The 18,438-nt window shown below is 46.7% G+C and carries 19 protein-coding genes; 12 read left to right on the plus strand and 7 right to left on the minus strand.

Going from position 1 to position 18,438, the window contains the following annotated elements; genetic code table 11:
• Positions 1-17: 17 nt before the first annotated feature.
• The gene (locus DHAF_RS01450; protein WP_015942652.1) at positions 18-923 is read right to left on the minus strand and encodes a hypothetical protein; all 906 of its coding nucleotides are present in this window, start codon (positions 921-923) and stop codon (positions 18-20) included.
• 201 nt (positions 924-1,124) lie between these two features.
• On the opposite strand from DHAF_RS01450, the gene DHAF_RS01455 reads away from it, so the two are divergent.
• Genes DHAF_RS01455 through DHAF_RS01470 form a run of 4 tightly spaced genes read left to right on the plus strand, consistent with a single transcriptional unit; the run spans position 1,125 to position 3,955 of the window.
• Positions 1,125-1,550, plus strand: coding sequence for a GntR family transcriptional regulator (locus DHAF_RS01455; protein WP_015942653.1), 426 nt, complete (start codon positions 1,125-1,127; stop codon positions 1,548-1,550).
• Complete coding sequence (locus DHAF_RS01460) at positions 1,547-2,461, plus strand: ATP-binding cassette domain-containing protein (protein WP_015942654.1); 915 nt, start codon at positions 1,547-1,549, stop codon at positions 2,459-2,461. The genes DHAF_RS01455 and DHAF_RS01460 overlap by 4 nt, the downstream gene beginning before the upstream one ends.
• Positions 2,439-3,203: a hypothetical protein gene (locus DHAF_RS01465; protein ID WP_015942655.1), complete on the plus strand. Its 765-nt coding sequence runs from the start codon at positions 2,439-2,441 to the stop codon at positions 3,201-3,203. The genes DHAF_RS01460 and DHAF_RS01465 overlap by 23 nt, the downstream gene beginning before the upstream one ends.
• Entirely contained in the window at positions 3,200-3,955 is a 756-nt protein-coding gene (locus tag DHAF_RS01470) for a hypothetical protein (protein ID WP_015942656.1), read from the plus strand. Before DHAF_RS01465 ends, DHAF_RS01470 begins: the two co-directional genes overlap by 4 nt.
• Positions 3,956-3,964: 9 nt before the next feature.
• Here the strand turns inward: DHAF_RS01470 and DHAF_RS01475 are convergent, their stop codons facing one another.
• Together DHAF_RS01475 and DHAF_RS01480 are read right to left on the minus strand one after the other, a co-directional pair.
• On the minus strand, positions 3,965-4,207 hold the full coding sequence (locus DHAF_RS01475) for a DUF2164 domain-containing protein (RefSeq protein ID WP_005810437.1): 243 nt from the start codon (positions 4,205-4,207) through the stop codon (positions 3,965-3,967).
• Positions 4,204-5,112: a putative RNA methyltransferase gene (locus DHAF_RS01480; RefSeq protein WP_015942657.1), complete on the minus strand. Its 909-nt coding sequence runs from the start codon at positions 5,110-5,112 to the stop codon at positions 4,204-4,206. Before DHAF_RS01480 ends, DHAF_RS01475 begins: the two co-directional genes overlap by 4 nt.
• Positions 5,113-5,240: 128 nt before the next feature.
• Between DHAF_RS01480 and DHAF_RS01485 the strand changes: the two genes are divergently transcribed.
• The 8 genes from DHAF_RS01485 to DHAF_RS01515 all read left to right on the plus strand — a co-directional run bounded on the left by DHAF_RS01485 (position 5,241) and on the right by DHAF_RS01515 (position 13,274).
• Positions 5,241-5,540 carry a hypothetical protein gene (locus DHAF_RS01485; RefSeq protein ID WP_005810433.1) on the plus strand — a complete coding sequence of 100 codons (300 nt, stop codon included), beginning with the start codon at positions 5,241-5,243 and terminating at the stop codon, positions 5,538-5,540.
• A gap of 164 nt (positions 5,541-5,704) precedes the next feature.
• A complete protein-coding gene (locus DHAF_RS24855; RefSeq protein WP_011459031.1) occupies positions 5,705-6,004 on the plus strand; it encodes a zinc-ribbon domain containing protein in 300 nt (99 codons plus the stop codon).
• A 180-nt stretch (positions 6,005-6,184) separates the two neighbouring features.
• Positions 6,185-7,276, plus strand: a complete 1,092-nt coding sequence (locus tag DHAF_RS01490) for a serine hydrolase domain-containing protein (RefSeq protein ID WP_015942659.1) — start codon at positions 6,185-6,187, stop codon at positions 7,274-7,276.
• A 219-nt stretch (positions 7,277-7,495) separates the two neighbouring features.
• Complete coding sequence (locus tag DHAF_RS01495) at positions 7,496-9,127, plus strand: methyl-accepting chemotaxis protein (RefSeq protein ID WP_011459032.1); 1,632 nt, start codon at positions 7,496-7,498, stop codon at positions 9,125-9,127.
• Positions 9,128-9,256: 129 nt separating this feature from the next.
• Positions 9,257-10,258: an acetylxylan esterase gene (locus DHAF_RS01500; RefSeq protein ID WP_005810426.1), complete on the plus strand. Its 1,002-nt coding sequence runs from the start codon at positions 9,257-9,259 to the stop codon at positions 10,256-10,258.
• A gap of 237 nt (positions 10,259-10,495) precedes the next feature.
• Positions 10,496-10,768 carry a CD3324 family protein gene (locus tag DHAF_RS01505; RefSeq protein WP_015942661.1) on the plus strand — a complete coding sequence of 91 codons (273 nt, stop codon included), beginning with the start codon at positions 10,496-10,498 and terminating at the stop codon, positions 10,766-10,768.
• A 149-nt stretch (positions 10,769-10,917) separates the two neighbouring features.
• Positions 10,918-12,588, plus strand: a complete 1,671-nt coding sequence (locus DHAF_RS01510; protein WP_026184226.1) for an ATP-binding protein — start codon at positions 10,918-10,920, stop codon at positions 12,586-12,588.
• Complete coding sequence (locus DHAF_RS01515) at positions 12,585-13,274, plus strand: response regulator transcription factor (RefSeq protein ID WP_005810422.1); 690 nt, start codon at positions 12,585-12,587, stop codon at positions 13,272-13,274. The genes DHAF_RS01510 and DHAF_RS01515 overlap by 4 nt, the downstream gene beginning before the upstream one ends.
• A gap of 121 nt (positions 13,275-13,395) precedes the next feature.
• Here DHAF_RS01515 and DHAF_RS01520 read toward each other — a convergent pair whose 3' ends face one another.
• Genes DHAF_RS01520 through DHAF_RS01535 form a run of 4 tightly spaced genes read right to left on the minus strand, consistent with a single transcriptional unit; the run spans position 13,396 to position 17,799 of the window.
• Positions 13,396-14,193, minus strand: coding sequence for a dimethyl sulfoxide reductase anchor subunit family protein (locus tag DHAF_RS01520; RefSeq protein ID WP_011459035.1), 798 nt, complete (start codon positions 14,191-14,193; stop codon positions 13,396-13,398).
• A 25-nt stretch (positions 14,194-14,218) separates the two neighbouring features.
• Positions 14,219-14,788, minus strand: a complete 570-nt coding sequence (locus tag DHAF_RS01525; protein WP_005810417.1) for a DMSO/selenate family reductase complex B subunit — start codon at positions 14,786-14,788, stop codon at positions 14,219-14,221.
• 27 nt (positions 14,789-14,815) lie between these two features.
• A complete protein-coding gene (locus DHAF_RS01530) occupies positions 14,816-17,161 on the minus strand; it encodes a dimethyl sulfoxide reductase subunit A (protein ID WP_005810415.1) in 2,346 nt (781 codons plus the stop codon).
• A gap of 2 nt (positions 17,162-17,163) precedes the next feature.
• The gene (locus tag DHAF_RS01535) at positions 17,164-17,799 is read right to left on the minus strand and encodes a TorD/DmsD family molecular chaperone (protein WP_011459038.1); all 636 of its coding nucleotides are present in this window, start codon (positions 17,797-17,799) and stop codon (positions 17,164-17,166) included.
• Between the last annotated feature and the right edge of the window lie 639 nt (positions 17,800-18,438).

Below are 18,438 nucleotides of genomic sequence, written 5' to 3' on the forward strand. Positions count from 1 at the left end.
GAGAGCCCGCAGTTAAGTTAAATCCGTTTTTTAATCAGAGCGCTTACAGTATTGGCGTCCTTGTTCTCGCCATAGAACTCGATTTGAAAACCATCAAAAAGGTAACGCATGGTATAGATATTTTCGAACTCCGGATCTTGGCCGAAGCTATCGGGCATGCCCAGCTTATCGCTGATTTCGTTAAAGGGTTCACCGATTTTTACGCCTAAGATTTCCTGCTGACCCTCAAGGAAGATCTCTGAGGAAATGGAATCTTCATCAAAGAGAATTAGAATATTGTCAAGACTAATCTGAGTGACCTCGGCGGGTTCCCCGCCTTTAGTCTCTACAGGCGCTTTCAGGGATTCAACTTTGGTGATTTTCTCGACTTCAGCCAGAGGCTTGCCCAGGAGGCTTAAGGTGGGGTGATTCTCCGCGTATACCTTAACAACGGCCTTTTTAGCCGCTTCGGCACTGGTATAAGCATCTTCGTTGAAGACATAGGTGCTCCAGGTTGTTGGTTCCGGATCGTTTACTGATTTCATCTCCAGATAATAAATGTCTTTATTAATATAGTTGGCCGCTTTGTAGGGCTCTTTATCCTCACTATTAATAAAAATATCCAAAAGCAATTCGACACTATCATAATAAACTTTGCCGGTCTTGCTATGAACGAAAGCAATGGTCGGAGCTCTGCCATTGACCATGTGCTGAAAAGCGTAAATTGTATGATTGCCGACTCTGGCTTCTTTCAAAAAGGCTACAGTGTGTTCCGTTTTGGCTAAGAGTTCCTGATAGAGGACCCGGAGGGCTTCTTCTTGACTCAGAGTAGAAGAATGAGTGGGTGATGTTGCTCCAATCGGAGAATCCACATCTTTACTTCCATTGCAGCCTGTCAAGATTATCGATATGCCAATTAATGTGGCCAGGAGCATTTTTTTCAAGGGTATCACCTTCCCATCAGCTGACAGTTATTATAATTATTTCGACATGTTTAGGAGTAAATCCTTTTCCCTTGCTTGGCAAGTTCTTGCTTTTTATGGATAGCAATCTTAATCCCGGTATTTACAAAATAAGCTATATCTCATATACTATAGCCATAGTACATTACATGACTGATGTACTATGGTACATGAGTTCTGGAGGTGAGGGCGATTATTTTAAATTCAGATAGTATTAAGCCTATCTATATTCAAATCGCTGAGTGGCTTGAGGCAGAGATCTTAAAAGGCAACCTTACCGAAGATGAACGCATCTATTCTCAGTATCAATTGGCGGAGATCTTTACGATTAATCCGGCTACGGCAGCGAAAGGCCTTAATCTCCTCGCCGATGAAGAGATTGTCTATAAAAAACGGGGACTGGGAATGTTTGTATCCCCCCATGCTAAATCTTATATCCTGCAGAAACGCAAAAACCAAATCCTCGGGCAGATGATCAGGGACCTGGTGGATGAGGCGGTGCGCCTGGGAGTGGGAAAGACAGAACTTTTAGAGATGATTGAGCTTGCTTATCAGGAGGCAGATGATAGAGACCGTGAAGCAGGCGGGGAAGAGGAGGAAAAACAATGAGTGTCGTCGTGGGATATGAGCTTTATAAAAGATATGGCAAAGTTCAGGCTCTGGAGAATGTATCCTTTGCCATCGAAGAGAACACCATCACCGGCTTGATTGGCAGAAATGGCACGGGAAAGACCACGTTATTAAAGATAATAGCCGGTCATCTTAAGCCTACCCAAGGCAAGCTGAGGGTGTTTGCCCAAAACCCCTTTGATAATCTGGATGTCGCCGGGAAAGTTTTTCTCGTGGATGATACCATGGCTTTTCCCGATTCTTTTACTTTGCAGGATATCCTGAGGGAAGTGGCTGTCTTTTATCCTAATTGGAATGGTCAAATAGCCCAGGGCTTGTTGGAGTATTTTCTGCTTAACCCTCAGCAGCGGCACGGCAATTTATCCAAAGGGAGCAAAAGTACCTTTAATGCCATACTGGGTATTGCCGCCCGGTGTCCCCTCACTCTTCTGGATGAGCCTACCACAGGTATGGATTCAGCAGTGCGTAAGGATTTCTATAGGGTCTTGCTCAAGGATTACCTGGAACAGCCAAGAACCATTATTCTCTCCAGCCATTTGCTTGGGGAGCTGGAGGATATTCTGGAAGATATTCTCCTCCTTAATCAAGGGGGCCTGCTGATGCATAAGCCGATTCTGGATCTGAAGCAGTATGCCCTGGGTTTTCGGGGGAGCGCTCAAGCCCTGCAGGAGAATCTGCTGAACAGGCTGAGTGAGGAAGCCATCCTCCATCGGGAGGAGTTTGCTAAAGGAAGCCTCTATTTGATGATCAAGGCCGAGGAACTTCCGGAGGATTTTGAAAATATCCGCTCCAGCGGTGTTGAAATCCTTCCGGTAAGTTTGGATGATCTATGCAACACTCTCACTGCACCAAGGAAGGGAGGAATAGATGATGTCTATAAACGAGGTTAAAACGGAACCCAGTACCTTATCCCAAGTGATTCTCAAGCAATATGGATACAAACTGAAAGGGCATTCAGGACTCATCTATTCTTTGATAATTGTGCAGCTGCTTGCCATACTCTTATCCCTGGGTTCAAGCAGCGGCATGTCTTCGAACAGCGATCTCATAAGTATTGCGGTGCGAACGTATACAGGAGATATTTTATTGATCTTCTCGCTTTTGTGGCTGATGGTAGTGGCCTCCTTGCTGGGTTCTCAGCCTTATCGAAGTATGGAGTTTTCAGTGGTCAATAATCGGCTGGTCAGTCACGCCTCGAATATCCTGCTGCTGGTTACCTATGCTGTTTATGCGGGAGTAACCAGCACCCTGGCGGTGATCATCCACCGGCTGATCCTCTCAACAACTCTGAAGGAAGGGGAGTTTCTCTTTGGGGGGCTGCAGATCATACCTCAGGATCTGCTGCTGGGGATATTCGTTGCCACGCTTTACTTTATTCTTGTGGCGGCCACCGTGTATTTGATTCAGAGCTTCAGTCTGCACAGTAAAGGGTTGGGAATTATCCTGTGGATCTGTTTTTTTGCTTTCGGCTTTGGAACCGTGAGGATTTTTGATTTCAATTTGGGGAAGGTCCTGGAATTTTATGCGGCGGAAACTTCGCTGGGGGTCTTTGTCCTGAAAGTATTCTGCACAGCGGTTCTTTTTTTCGGGTCCAGTATGCTGATTACTAAGGGGATGGAGGCAAAACGATGACCAAACTCTTATTCACCAACATTATCTTCTTGTTTTTGATCATAGGCTTCATTTACCTTCTGGCTAAATTTGTGCGGCCCAGGCTGCGCCGCGTTTATCGCTGGAAGACCAATCTCCTGATTGCCGGTGCTTATCTCGCTTTGCTTGTAGTTTCCATTCCTCTGGCCCTCTTTCTCGATCAAGGGGAATTCTTTCAATCCCGTAATGCTCAGGCTCAGGGGATGTTGGCCGAAGCTCCTGCCGATTGGTCGGAGGATGGCGGTCGATACCATATTTTTGAGAATGAGCCTTTAGAAAGGCAAGCAGGGCTTGTGGAGAACAGCCGGCAGACCTACGCGGCGGACACCCCTCAGTTGAGAATCCAAACTGCAGGGAGCACAGGGTATGGGCGAATCTTTTTGGAACGTAAAAAGAATGCCGACGGGCTTATCGAGGTCAGCACTTATGTGGCGCCTCATTATGCCAGAACCGATACTTTTAAACCTATCGACTTCACGAAATTGGTCGCTCCTCCCCAAATAACATGGGAAGCAGGTGTCCTGAAGATTGGAGATCCTGTTAAGCAGAGCTTCGAGTTTAAAATGTATAGTGACAGTTTCCCTGTATGGCAATTCAAAGAGGAGAAACAGAGTAACTATATTGGGGGCGGCAGCATGACTTTCGGAGAGAAAGGGATATTAGTCCGTATTCCCCCGGATATGGAGGTCGTGGATGGGGACAGCGGAGAATTTACCTGGGTGTCCAATCAGTGAGCAGGACCTTCAGCGATAAATTTGCAAAGAGAACAAGTCTTCGGTCCGCTCATTCATAAATTGGTAGGAATCGGAGACTCCTTGATTGTAGAATTCCGGGGCCAATTCTTTAATGATAAAATCCAGCATGAGGCTGGAAGCCAAAGCTCCTATTTCTTCATCCCGTTCCTGCAGAAAGTATCTTTGGATGGCGGAAGCCATCTCTTCTTTTTGCTCTTTGCTTAGTTTAATGCGAGTTGCATCCTTTTTCATGATCGTTCCTCCCTTTTTTGTCCCACCATAATGGTCAAGTCGATAGTAATCTCAAGTGACTCCAGCTTAAGAACTTTTGCGATCCGAGTCTCTTCAGCCCCCCAGGTGAGCGGGGTCATCTGGACCAGGTTCCCGATCAGCGGTTGGTCCAAAGTCACAGAGTAGCGAAGGGGCACCAGCTTACAGAGTTGCAGATGGTTTTCAAAAAGTTCTCTGGTTTTGGCATTGGAGTAATCCTGTTTTGCCGTTTCTTCGTAAAGAATTTCCCGTAATTCTTTGAGATAGTCCTTTTCTGGAACGACCTTGATGATCAGCCCATCATCGGTGAGGATTCTCGCGAACTCGGAGTAATTGGCAGGGGATAAAATATTCAAAAGCACATTGAACTGCTGATCGCCAAAAGGGCATTGAGCCAGATCCGCTACACACCAAAAGATGCTCCCGTAATCCCGGGCCGCCATTTGAATCCCTTCTTTGGCAAGGTCCATCCCCACTCCTAAGGGCTGTATTCCCTTGCTCTGCAAGAGTTTTTGTTGGATGGTGGCCAGATGAGATCCTTCGCCGCAGCCGGCATCCACAATGTTTAGGAAAGGGCCTTGAGCCTTCCCTTCTGAGTTGTTCATAAGGTTGCCGATCAAGGTACAAAGCAGCTGGTTCAGAGGCTCAAAAAAGCCGCTTTGGGCAAGAAGTTTCCGTGCTTCGAACAATTGCTTATTGTATTTGGTCTTAATTCCATGGGATAATAAGTTGACATAGCCTTGTTTGGCCAAATCAAAACAATGCTTATCCCGGCAGATTAAACTCTTCTTATTAATGAGCGCCATGGAGTTATGGCAGATAGGGCATTTCAATAGGCCGGCATATTTGTCCGCCAGGCCGTCGTTAAGGAGAACACTTTTGGGCATCTTCGGCATCCTTTCGCTTCAATGTGGTGACAGTCCACAGTACTGTCTTTTATCATAGCAAGAATTGGGGAGCTTGAAAAGTTAGCGGGCCGACGTTCACGATAATTGGGCTCTAGGGGGGGAGGAGAATGAAAATGAGAAAGAGCATGGTGTTTTCTGGGTTAGCCCTGGTCCTGATGCTGTTTATCCTGACAGGATGCATTCCAGGGGATGGTTCCTATGATTTTGATAAGCCGGCCGGTTTTTTGTCCGGTGTCTGGCATGGCTGGATTGCGCCCCTTTCCCTGATTATGGGGATATTCAGTGAGACGGTCAGGGTCTATGAAGTGTTTAACACCGGTTGGTGGTATGATTTTGGCTTTTATATTGCCGTGATCAGCGGTTTTGGAGGGTTGTCCCTGTCCCGGAAAAAGAAGAAAGATAAATAAAAGCGAGATCTATTTGACTTATCAGCTAATTGCTGGTATAGTGAATGTGTCCGTTAAATTAATATTGGATTTTGTAAGAACCTTCTTGTGTTGCCTAAAGCGCTGGGAAGTGATGAAAATTCCTTTTAAGTAGCGGCAATTAAACTATCGGAGGTTTTTTTATTATGTATCAAGAAAAAGTAATCACTTGTAAAGATTGTGGCGCTGAGTTTGTATTCTCCGTGTCCGAGCAAGAATTCTACGCAGAAAAAGGTTTCACCAATGAGCCTGGCCGTTGCCCTTCCTGCCGTGCGGCAAGAAAGCAACAATCCCGTGGCGGCAATGGTGGCTACCAACGTCAAGAACGCCAAATGTATCCAGCAGTCTGTGCTTCCTGCGGCGTAGATACCATGGTTCCTTTCCAACCCAGTGGTGACAAACCGGTTTATTGCCGCGATTGCTTCACACCACGCAGCCGTTACTAAGATTTAAGCAAAGACTTGGGGTAAAGCCTTGGGTCAATGAGGATAATTTCAGTTTTGAAGATTTGCCGCAGGATTTTGAAGTCCTGCGGCTTTTCTACCTGCGTTGATTTTGTGATTGAGATGAGGATATGGGAATCCTTAAATGAACGCTGACTGTCTGAAATATGGAGTGAGCATAAAATGAAATCAAAAATACTGCTATTGATGGCAATGCTGATTGGATCTGTTTACCTGACCGGCTGTGGAAGGATTGCTGAGCCGGAGCAAGGAACGGTCATGGAAGAAAGGGAGCAACAAAACCCAGAGCAGCGGGATGTCTTGGTTTGGGAATGGCAATATGGCGCTCCCGAGGATCACGGCCTAAACGGTGATACGTTGGAGTCACTTCATGCCACATATGACACTACTCAGATTCTAGTCTCCGTTATTTTCAAAGATGGACACATAGTTGATGAGTATTACAAGGATGGTTATGATAAGGCAAGTTTGTTTTTGCTGCATTCCTGCTCGAAAAGCGTGACGAGTGCGCTGATCGGCATTGCCATAGACAAAGGATATATTGAGAGTGTGGACGTTCCAATAGCAGAGTACTTCCCGCAAATTCTTGAGTCTGATGACAACCGCTTGAAACACATTACCCTGGGGCATTTGCTTACCAATACTTCAGGTTTTGATAGCAGCGATACCGAATACTGGCGTGAATGGCGGAATTCGGAGAACTGGGTGGATTTTGTGCTGAATCGTCCGCTCACGTCAACACCGGGTACCGTATTCAGCTATTCTACCGGAAATACTCATTTGCTGGCGGCTATACTTCAAAAAGCAACGGGAAAAACTGCCTATGAATTTGGAAAGGAATTCTTGTTCGATTTAATTGGTATGGATAGCGTTCAATGCAATATGGATTCACAGGGTATTTCAGACGGTGGCAATGGTTTCTCCATGACGGTTTATGATATGGTGAAGTTTGGTTTGCTGTATTATCACGGAGGGCTTTGGGGAGAACAGCAAATTATTTCCAGAGAGTGGGTTGAGGAATCCACAAGACTTCAATTCAAACGGTCATCAGGAACTGCTGATTACGGATACCAATGGTGGGTACGTACATTTGGAGAAGAACAATATGACACCTTTTTTGCTCAGGGGCATGGAGGGCAGTACATTTTTGTAATACCGGAATTAGAGCTGATCATAGCTTTTACAAGCAATCATACCGGCAGCAGCGATATGTATTGGCAGTTTGTTAACGACATAGTTGCAGCGTCAGACTAATGGAGCGTGTGTCCCAAGTTGGGACACATTTTTTTGATGTATCAAGGGGAAAGATGTGTGCTGAACAAGGATGATTTTTGTAAATATTCTTATTGGAGGAAGGCTAATTCCTGAGAAGACTTTTAGTAGATAGCAACTATAATAATTATAAAATAATGATAGGAAAATCAAAAATTGTTTGATATGATATGAGATAATACTTTCTACATAGCAGGGATTTTGGAGTTGAAAGGCTGGGGATGTCGGGTGACGATACGATCCACACTAAGAGCCATCGTAGTACTTTTATTGCTTTTTTCTGTTACCAGCACAGTGGTTGTCTTTTACCAATTAGAAAAAATGCAGCAGGATGGCGCTGTCATTAATACGGCGGGAGTAGTTAGGGGGGCAACCCAGAGACTCATCAAGCTGGAGATGGCAAAGCAGCCTAACGATGAGCTTATTCAAAAATTGGATGGCATTATCGAAGGGTTAATTCAAGGTGACGAGAGCTTAGGCCTGCCCAAGGCTAGCGACGAGGTTTTCATCCAAGAGATGAACAAGGTGAAAAGTGAATGGCAGTCCTTAAAGGGTACCATCGAATCAGCCCAGCGCAGTGGGGATATGACCGCTCTTGTTCAGGAAAGCGAGTCTTATTTTGCCACCACCAATGCAGCGGTGGCAGCTGCTGAAGGATTCTCCGCCGCCAAAGTTAAAGCCTTAAAGGTGATTCAATCTGTACTTATGGTGTTTAATCTTATCCTTTTAATCGCTATCTGGTTTATGAGCTCCAACCGGATTTCTCAGCCTATCCAAAAGCTGATCGGGATCGTTGAACATCTCAATGTATCCGAGAATATCCCCGAACACTTCATGAACCGTAAGGATGAAGTGGGAGGTCTCTCCCGAGCCTTCCAGGGGGTGATTCATAATATTCGCGACCTGGTGGCAGGGCTGGCCCTTTCCTCGGAGAAACTGGCTGATTCAGCAGCCTTCTTAGGGAATATCAGCCAGGAATCTTCCACCGCAGCCATGGAAATTGCCAAAACCATCGAAGGAATTGCCCTCGGGGCCAGCGACCAAGCCAATGAGATTCAAAACGGTGTCGCTCAAATGGATGTCCTGGGACATTTAGTGGCAGAGGATCAAAAGAAGGTGGAGGATCTGCGCCAGGCAACGGATCGAGTGGAACAACTTAAAGATGAAGGAACCATGATTCTGGCGGATCTGATTAAAATTACTGATCAAAATGGGAAGAGCGCCCAAGAGGTTCAGGAGACCATTCTGGAAACCAATGAAAGCGCTAAAAATATTGTGGAAGCCAGCTTGAAGATCAAGGAGATCGCCGCCCAAACCAATCTCTTGGCCCTTAATGCCGCTATTGAAGCGGCCAGAGCAGGTGAACAGGGGCGGGGCTTCGCGGTGGTGGCTGAGGAGATTCGCAAGTTGGCGGAAGAATCCAATCGCTTTACTACAGAGATCGAAAACATCACTAAAGTATTGACCCTTAAGACCCGGGAAGCGGTGGTCAAGATGGGCGAAATGGATTCAGTGGTCAAGATTCAGTCGGAAAGCGTCTCGGCCACCGAGACCAAATTCGCCGGCATTGCCGAGGCTATCGACAGAATCCAGGGATATACGGAGATTATCAGCAACTCCACAGATGGGATAGCCGATAAGAATCAGTCCATTATGAACATGATTCAGAGCCTTTCCGCTATTTCTGAGGAAAGTGCAGCAAGCACCCAGGAAGTATCCGCATCGGTGCAGGAGCAGACGGCAGCCATGGATCAGATCGCCGGGGCCAGTCAGGAACTGGCGGCTCTGGCTGAAGAGCTTGAATCCAGCATGCAGCAATTTACCCAAAGATAAAAAGGGAAGATAATGAAGGAGTGAGCCATCTAAAAGTGGGTCACTCCTTCATTGTCTTCTGGAGGCTTTTTTAAAGAAATATAGAAATACTAGAGTGGGTTAAGACTAAGTTGGTAGAGGTGAAGGCCAATGACGATAATTCAAGATGCCATACAGCAATTAGAAACCATCCCTTATCGAGGAGTGCCGCCTGAAGACTTTAAGGAATTCTGGCTGGAGAGCCTGAGAAGGGATGCCCAAACCAAGGCTCGCCTGGAGCTTGAAGCAATCGCTTATCCCTTGTCCAAGGTGGAAGTCTTCTCAGCCACCGTGCTATCCGGAGATCGAACAAAACTTAAGGGTTATTATATGCGCCCCAGAGCCATTGACCCCCAGGAGGCCTTGCCCGGCCTGGTGCGCTTTCATGGGTATTCCGGCAACCGGGGTCAGCTCTCAGAACTCCTCTTGTGGGCCTTGCAAGGATATGCTGTCCTGGCCCTGGATGTCCGGGGCCAGTGCGGGGAAACACCGGATACCAGAGTCTATCCCTCGGGAGCTTTTTCCGGATGGTTGACTTTGGGCCTGGAATCCCCTCATACTCATTACCTCCGCCAGGTTTATCTGGATGGAGTCCGGGCCGTGGAAGCTCTGGCTAATCAGCCGGAGGTGGATGAAAAGCGCATCGGCTGTATGGGCAAAAGCCAGGGGGGAGGATTAGCGGTCATAGCAGGAGGGGTGATCAACGCTCTGGGGCAGGAAGTCAACCTAAAGGGCGGGGTGAAGGCAGTGAGTGCAGCAATGCCCTTTCTGGCCGATTTCCGCAGCAGCTACCAGCTGCAAAAGGGTGGACCCCTGGAGGAGCTTGCTTGGTATTTTCAACTTCATGACCCGGAACACCAACGAGAGGAAGGGATCTTTACCACTCTGGACTATTTTGATGGGGTTCACTTTGCTCCCTGGCTGGGGAAAAAAACTGCCTGCCTGGTATCTATGGGCCTAAAGGATACGGTCTGCCCGCCTGCCACCGTCTATTGGCTGTATAAGGGGATCTGTGGAGAAAAGAAACTGCTGATCTATCCGGAATATGAGCATGAATCGCCGGATGGATTTGTGGACCGGCAGATAGAGTTTTTCGCCAAGGAACTTCTTTAGGATTATAATTATTCTTTCCATTGCTTTTAAATCGGGCAGCCTCTAAAATAAACTTGTAGTCCGGATCTACAATCTCTGCTGAAAGGGGATGGTTAAATTGATCAAGGATATTTATGAGGTGGCAAACCTCTAAATAAATATTCGGGTGTAGAGGCATGGTCGTTGTTTCCTGAGCACTGCTGAGGACAGGCCATGTCCTATGCCGCATTTTTTGAACCTATTTTCAGGAGGAGATTTATGGAGTATCAGAATGCTAAAAATATATTGCCGGAGAAGCTTATTGACGAAATTCAAAAATATATACAAGGGCAAACTCTTTACATTCCCCGCAAAACATCCCATAAGACCGGTTGGGGGGAAATGAACGGAACCAAAGCTGCTTTACGGGAAAGAAATCAAAGTATTATGAGACTGTACCGGGTGGGAAGCCGGATTGAGGATATTGCGGCCCAATATTATCTTTCGCCGGACAGTGTCAGAAAAATTGTCAGCACCCAAAACATGGACTGAACTTGATGGCTTTGCTGCTGATACAGCTGGCGTGAAAAAAACACCGATGCTGCCTTTTACAGGTGGTATCGGTGTTTTTCAATGAGAGTTTTTTCTTATTAGTGTTTTATAGCGCAAGCTTTAATGTTAAGATAGACAGGGGTGTTTTATTGAAAGTCAAAAAACTAAAATATCAGCTCATTATTCCTACGGTGATCATTGTGTTTATTTTGATGAGCATCAACATAGTGCTGGTATTTCAAATTCAACAAAAGCAAGCGGTTAACGAACTGAAGGAAAAGGGTCTGGCCCTGACCCAACAATTGGATTCTACTTGGGAATTTTTATCCATCAATCAACACAGGATCAATACCAGTGCCAAAGGCGACTTTGATTTTAAAGGACTCAACTGCTCTACGGCAGGAATGAGTATCGGCGTCATTTTTGCTGAAAAAAACGGCTATAAGATCCGGTATGTGAATACAAATCCCCGTAATCCTTTGAATGAACCTGATCCTTTTGAAAAAAGGGTATTAGAAAAGTTTGCGAATGATACCGCAATAGATTCCTATTGGGAATTGGTCAAGGAAGAGGGACAGCGCTATTTCTGCTATGTCACCCCCATGCGCATTGATGAAACCTGTCTGGAATGCCATGGTGAACCGGCGGGAGAAATGGATATTTCCGGTTATGCTAAAGAGGGCATGAAGATCGGTGACTTAGCCGGTGCGATCAGCATTACCATGCCCACAACCATTCAGGATCAGGCCCTTGTTTTTAACATGTTTTGGCAATGCATGACCTTTACTTTACTGATCATCGGTTGTGTTTTAGCCATTTACTATTTTGTGACCAAACGGGTAACCAAGCCTATAGAGCATCTGGAAACTGCGGTAAAGCAGGTTGGCGAAGGAGATTTGAACGTTGATCTGCAAAACTTCAGGGCGGCGGAGGAAATCGAAGGCTTAGCAGACCATTTTAACAACATGGCCAAACAATTGAAAGAGCTGTATTCTGATTTAGAACATAAAGTGGAGCTGCGGACCTCTGAGCTGGGGAAAGCTAATGAACAGCTGCAAATCAAGCAAATACAGCTGGAAAAGGTCAACACCCTCTTAAAAGAAGACAGTCAGTATAAAGCCGATTTCTTGGCGATGGTCAGCCATGAGTTAAGAACGCCCTTGACGGCTATCATCATCTTTGCGGAGATCCTCCTGAAAAAGAAACGGTTTGAAGATTCCTCGGAAGAACAAATCCTTTGTGAAATCAAAGAGAACAGCGAAGTATTGCTCCACATGATCAATAACATCCTGGATCTGGCACGCCTGGAAACCGGCAGGAATTCTCTGTCCATAGAGACGGTGGATTTAGTGGATGTCATTAATAATGTGGAATGCGTGATTCGGCCTTTAGCCCAGCGCAATGATATTCACCTGACAGCCAGAGTCGAACGGGGCGTACCCCTCATTCAAGGAGATTATGAGAAGGTGCGCAGGATCATCGAGAATTTAGCGGGGAATGCCATTAAATTTACGCCTTTGGGCGGCAAAGTGAATATTCAGGCCTCTTTGGCAGAGGATCCGCACTATGTTAAGATCACGGTTCAGGATGACGGGATAGGGATCTCCAAAGAAAATCAAGCTCATATCTTTGAAAAGTTTATTCAGGTGGATTCATCCTCCTCAAGGCAATATAACGGCAGCGGATTGGGATTAGCCTTGGCTAAAGAACTTACCGAGCTCCATGGCGGGGTTATTTCCGTAGAAAGCGATTTGAATAAGGGCAGCACTTTCATAGTGCTGCTGCCCATTGAAAGACCACAAAGGGGAGATGCAGAATGAAGATCATGCTGGTCGATGATGAGAGAAGCATTCAAAAGGCTGTTGAATATATCGTACGGGAAAATGGCTATCAGTTTTGTTATGTGGATAATGGCCTGGAGGCCCTTGAAGTTTTTGCCGGAGAAGCCCCTGATCTGCTGATTCTGGACGTTATGCTGCCGGGACTGGATGGGTTTGCCGTGTGTGAGAAAATCCGTTCCTTCAGCGATGTACCCATTATTTTTCTATCGGCCAAAGGGGATATTGTCGATAAAGGGATTGGCTTTAAAATGGGGGGAGACGACTATCTTGTTAAGCCCTTCAGTTCCATGGAACTGGATTTTCGGATTAAGGCCTTGCTGCGCAGACCCCATCGCCTGGAAGATGAACCAAATAACAGTGATGAAGTCTTAAAAATCGGTGATCTAGAGCTGCGCTTAAATGAATATGAGGTTTACTCCGGTGGTGAAAAGGTGGAGCTGACCGCCAAGGAATTTGAGGTCCTGGCTTTTTTGGCCAAAAACCGGGGGCAGGTCTTTACCCGGGAGCAGTTGCTGGATAGAATCTGGGGTCTGGATTTTGAGGGAGATACTAATACGGTTACGGTATTTATTCGCCGCATTCGCGAGAAGATCGAAGCTGATCCGGCAAAGCCCCAATACATATTGACTGTATGGGGAGTTGGGTATAAATTCAAATCCAAGTGAGGCTGGGTTAATTCCAGCCGGTATTGCCTATAGTTGATAACAAAAGGAACTGTCCTGGCTGAGAGGCCGGACAGTTCCTTCTTTTGGTGCGCCGCCCATGAGCGCAAGCTAAAGGGTGAGATTAGCTTAAGGGAAGATAGAATAAGTATCTGCCGATCAGTTCACCAACCAACAGGAGCCCGAAAGAGATGTAAAGCAGCTCGGATTTTTTAGGGTCTTTAAAATATAAGTAGACCAGCAAGAGAGCTGCCAGGGCTGAACAGAACCAACGGACTAAGGACATGGCGGGATTGAGAATGGCGAGGCTTGACCCTAAAGCTGCTATGAAAGCGAACTGAATAATGAAGGCGGCTAAAACAGCCAGCAAGGTGGGCAGCTTGATCGCCTCAAAGGAGCCGCGGGTGTTTTTAAATACTGGGAAAAAGATGAGGTTAATCAGCACAGCCCCTAAGATGATGGTGGAACCATAGAAACCGATTAGGGTATTGAAGCTGTTCCAGGGCTCAAAAATCGTATGGCTATAGAGGGAGCCCATAGCAAAGATTACAGCCAGTCCGGCGATGCCGGCAGCGGCCAGCAGGGCTTGGGAAAGGTGCTGTGTTTTCCAGTTAGCTGCTAATGCGACAGAGACCAGGGCAATAAACAAGACGGTAAACAGGATTTCACGGCTTAACCAAGAAGCGCCAAGATTGGTTATGGCGTTGACGGCATTGAGAGGATAGCCAATATCGAAAAATGAGAAACCAAGGCCGAGAACGGAAAGAACAGTCAAGGCAGTTAAGCTTTTTAGGTTGGCTTTTTGCAAGGTATCTTTGGCGAGCACTTTTTTAAGCAGGATATTATAAAGCATAAGCATGATGCAGCCGCCCACAGCGGATTGAATAGCCAAGGTGAACAGATATAAAGGCCATGAATGCATAGTAATCCCTCCTATGATCGATGTATTATCTCTTATGAGGTTTGAGGACTATATTAGGGTGGGTCTCATCTGATGAGGGTAAATCCGGAGAATCGGCCAGTGTGCCGTACTTCGCCCGCAATTCTTCAATGGGGCCGTAATCAAGAGCTTCATAGGGACAGGCGGCCACACATACGGGAGTCTCACCTTGACTGAGCAAATCTGCGCAGAAGTCACATTTGGACATCCGGCCGGCTTCTTTGTTGTATTGGGGTGCGCCATAGGGGCAAGCCCATGTGCAATAGCGGCAGCCGATACAGCGGTTTTGATTCACAGAGACAATACCGGTTTCCGGATCCTTGTGCATTGCACCGCTGGGGCAAGCTTCCGTGCATTTCGGATGCTCACAATGATTGCAGGAGATGGATGTAAAAAAAGCATAGGCATTGTGAGCGTATCCTTGATTAAAAGGGGTAAATTCCCCGCCGTCGGTTTCCTTGATGCGCCGGAAAAGACGGCCTGGTTCCAGATCATTTTTATCATTGCAACTGGTCTGACAGGCATGACAGCCGCTGCATCTGCTTTGGTTAATATAAAAACCATACTGTACACTCATCAATATCCCTCCTTAAATTCTTGGTCTTTATAATTTGCTTATTTCCACCAGGCTGGTATGTTGAGTATTGCCATGAGAAAGAGCAGTTTTTCTTAAGGTAGTCAGGACGTTAAGGTTGCCGTTAGTGCAACCGCCTTTGCCATCGGGAGTAAACCAGGATCCTGTGGGGGCGGCGATAACTCCGGGAATAACCCTTGATGTAACCCGGGCTTGGAGCATGGTCGTGCCACGATCGTTAAATACTTTGACCCGGTCGCCGGTAACAATGTTTCTGGGTTTGGCATCCATGGGGTTGATCCATACTTCCTGGACCATGGCTTGCTGTAGCCAGGGATTATTATAGAAGGTGGAGTTGTCTCTTGCTTTCGTTTTCCAGCCAATCAGCTGCAGGGGATATTTTTCGGTTAACTCATCTTCCGGTCCTTCCCAGGCCGGTACGTAAACAGGTATAGCAGGAATTTCGGGGTTATGCATATCGTAAAGGGTCTTGGAGAAGAGCTCTATTTTGCCGGATGGGGTGGGGAAAGGATTGTTGACCGGATCTTCGATCTGATCCTGGAAAGCTACCCGGGGACCGTCATAATGGAATTTGCTGATGCCTACTTTCTCCAGCTCCTCCCAGGAAAGGGTCTCCGGATACTTGGCCCGGGTCTCGTCGACAATCCAGCGCACCCATTCTTCCTCAGTCTTGCCGCCGGTGAAGACATCCTTTGCTCCCAGCTTATCCGCTACTTCAGCCAACCAATCATATTCGGAACGGCTTTCATAATAATTATCCACAATCTTTTGGGAGAGGATGAAGTAATCCCCATTATTCCAGGTTGCGCCGATATTATAACGCTCAAAGAAGGTGTTGCCGGGCAGGAGAATGTCCGCATAGCGGGCACTGGGAGTCATGAACAGGTCGCTGACCACGATGAATTCCACGAGGCTCTCATCTTCTAAAACTCTGATCGTGCGGTTGATATCAGGATTTTGATTGGCTATGAAATCTCCGGCCAAGTTCAAGAGCATTTTGATCGGGCTGTTCAGTTTGTCTACACCCAGCAATCCTTCTGCCGGGGTGACTTTTTCGGGGCATTCAATGGCATCGACCCAGGATAAGGTTGGAATAGCTCCGGGATAAGGATTCGGTACGTCAGGAAGTCCAACGCAACCTTTGCGGCTCAGACCGATATAGCCGCCGGCCCAGCCCCCAAGAACGCCTACATTGCCGGTAATGGAAGCCAGCATGGTAGCGCCGAGGGCTGTTCTCTCTCCGCAGGAATGCCGTTGGGGGCCCCAGCCCTGGATAAGGGCCGCCGGTTTCGTGGTGGCGTATTCCCGGGCAATACGGCGAATGGTTTCGGCAGGAACTTTGCAGATAGCCTCTGCCCATTCCGGGGTTTTCTCCACCCCATCCTTTTTACCGAAGAGATAGGATACTAAGGATTCATGGGCGGGTACTCCTTCGGGCATATGCTCCTCATCAAAGCCCTGGACGTATTGATCCAGAAAAGCTTGATCGTGCAGATTCTCGCTGACGATCACATAAGCCATGGCATCCATCAGGGCATTATCCGTGGTAGGCAGCAAGGGAATCCATTCGTCGGCAAAAGCCACAGCCGTATTGGAGTTGCGGGGATCGACGCAGATAAATTTACAGCCGCGGTTCTTCATTTGACGGAAATAATAATTGGAGGCGCCGAAAATAGTCTCGGTGGTATTGTGTCCCCAAAGAATAACCAGCTTGGTGTCTTTTAAGCTGTCCAGACTGCTGGCGGTAGCGGCGACCCCATAGACATAAGGAGTAGCAGTGCCCGTATTCCCCATACTAACCGAATTGTACAACGGGAGATGACCGCCGGTGGCGCTTAGGAAACGGCCGCCAAGGCCCATACGGTAAATTACGCCGCCGGTATCCCCAGTGCCTACGTTGCAGTATCTTGATTCAGGTCCATATTGATCAAAGATGCGCCGGGTTTCTTTGGCAATGGTATCAATGGCTTCTTCCCAGGAGATCTGTTCGAATTTTCCTTCTCCCCGTTTGCCCACCCGTTTCATGGGGTACTTCAAGCGATCAGGGTGATAGAGATGTTTGCGATAGCTCCGTCCCCTCAGGCAGGCTTTCATATTCGCACCGGGTTCATCCTCTTCATAAGCGCCCCGGGTACTGATCCTCGTGATTACGCCGTCTTTCACATGAGCTTTGATCAGGCAACGCCCCCCGCAGTCCTGGGTGCTGGCGGTGGGGATGATTTGTTCTCCTGCAGAAGCTGCTTCGCTGCCGGTTAAGGAAGCGTTCTGACTACAGGCGGTTAATGACATAAGTCCTGTTCCCATGGCCCCCAGGGTGGCAGACCACTTTAAGAAACTTCTTCTTGATAAGTTCATCACTAGCTTACCTCCTCTAGATGTTCAAACGTCTCACATTCCATATCCAAAAATTCCTTTAGCAATTGTCCGCCGCCTCGATACAGCAGGCAGCCGGTTGACTTCTCCAGAAATTGGAGGAACTCATCCTTCCAGGTGGCAAGATGTTTCTGAATAAACTCTTTTTGATCCCTGAGCAGCTTTGTTTGCTGGACGTCATCCTCACTTGCCAGATATTGGCCAATCAGATAAGTCATAAACTCCAATTCCACTGCCAGGTGATCTTCGGGTTGCCGGTTCTTGTGAATCGACTCGAGATGATACTTACGGTAGAATTCTCTCACTGCCAAGGTGCGTTCCCCGAACATCAAATGCTCCGGGTCAAAATAGACGGACTCCCAGATGGGTACAAGTACCTGTCCGGGGCCGACAAAAAGCCTCTGATACTCAGCTTGAAGCGCTTGGCAAAGTGTTTCAGGATACTCGTCTTTGTTCGTAACTAAGAAATCGTTAATGCTCTGTGCTCCGGAACTTATCTGAGCCAGTTCCTTCAGTCCAGGCTGCTCTTGTAATTCTATTAGGCCTTCACGGTTTAAAGGTTGTTCAAATAAGTGCTTGAGTAGTTGATAAACATATAAGCGCCCTTCATGTACACCCATGTCTTTCCCTCCTTTCGTCGCCAGCCAACGTCTATACTCTAACAGTTAATTATTAATGTCTTGTAACAAGATATTACGAAAATATTAATGAAATATTAATCTGTGATTTTCTTTATACAATCCGGAACTTATCCACAGAAATATCCACAAACCTGTGGATAAAGGGGATAACTTTGTTAATAAACAGTATCGTTGTTCATGATTCCTCTCTCTGTCGCATCCTGTGGATTCATCCAGGATAGATTATCATATGACTTGGTTCCCTTTGTCCTTTAGTCGAGTAATGCTGATACAAGGATCAATTGAGTAGTAGTTTCAATTTCTGAGCAAGAGAAAGTTAAGCCCTGGGATTGCTCCCGGGACTTAACTGATGTTTATCTTTGATCAACACCTCTAGTTCTTAAAACCAATGCCACGCGAAAGGTCAAAACGTTCAATCTGTGCATGGGGAACCAAATCCTGAATTTGGGATTTGATTTTTAGCTATCAGGACGAAAGATGAAAGAAAGGCATCTATGATAAAAAGTTAATAAGCTCCGGAAAAGCATAAGACATTTTCGGATAAAATTTTAAAATCCCTATTGATTATAGTGTAGGTTGGACTATACTAACTTTTGGGCGGAGAAAATAATGGCCTAT

Source organism: Desulfitobacterium hafniense DCB-2 (genome assembly GCF_000021925.1).
GTDB lineage: Bacteria > Bacillota > Desulfitobacteriia > Desulfitobacteriales > Desulfitobacteriaceae > Desulfitobacterium > Desulfitobacterium hafniense.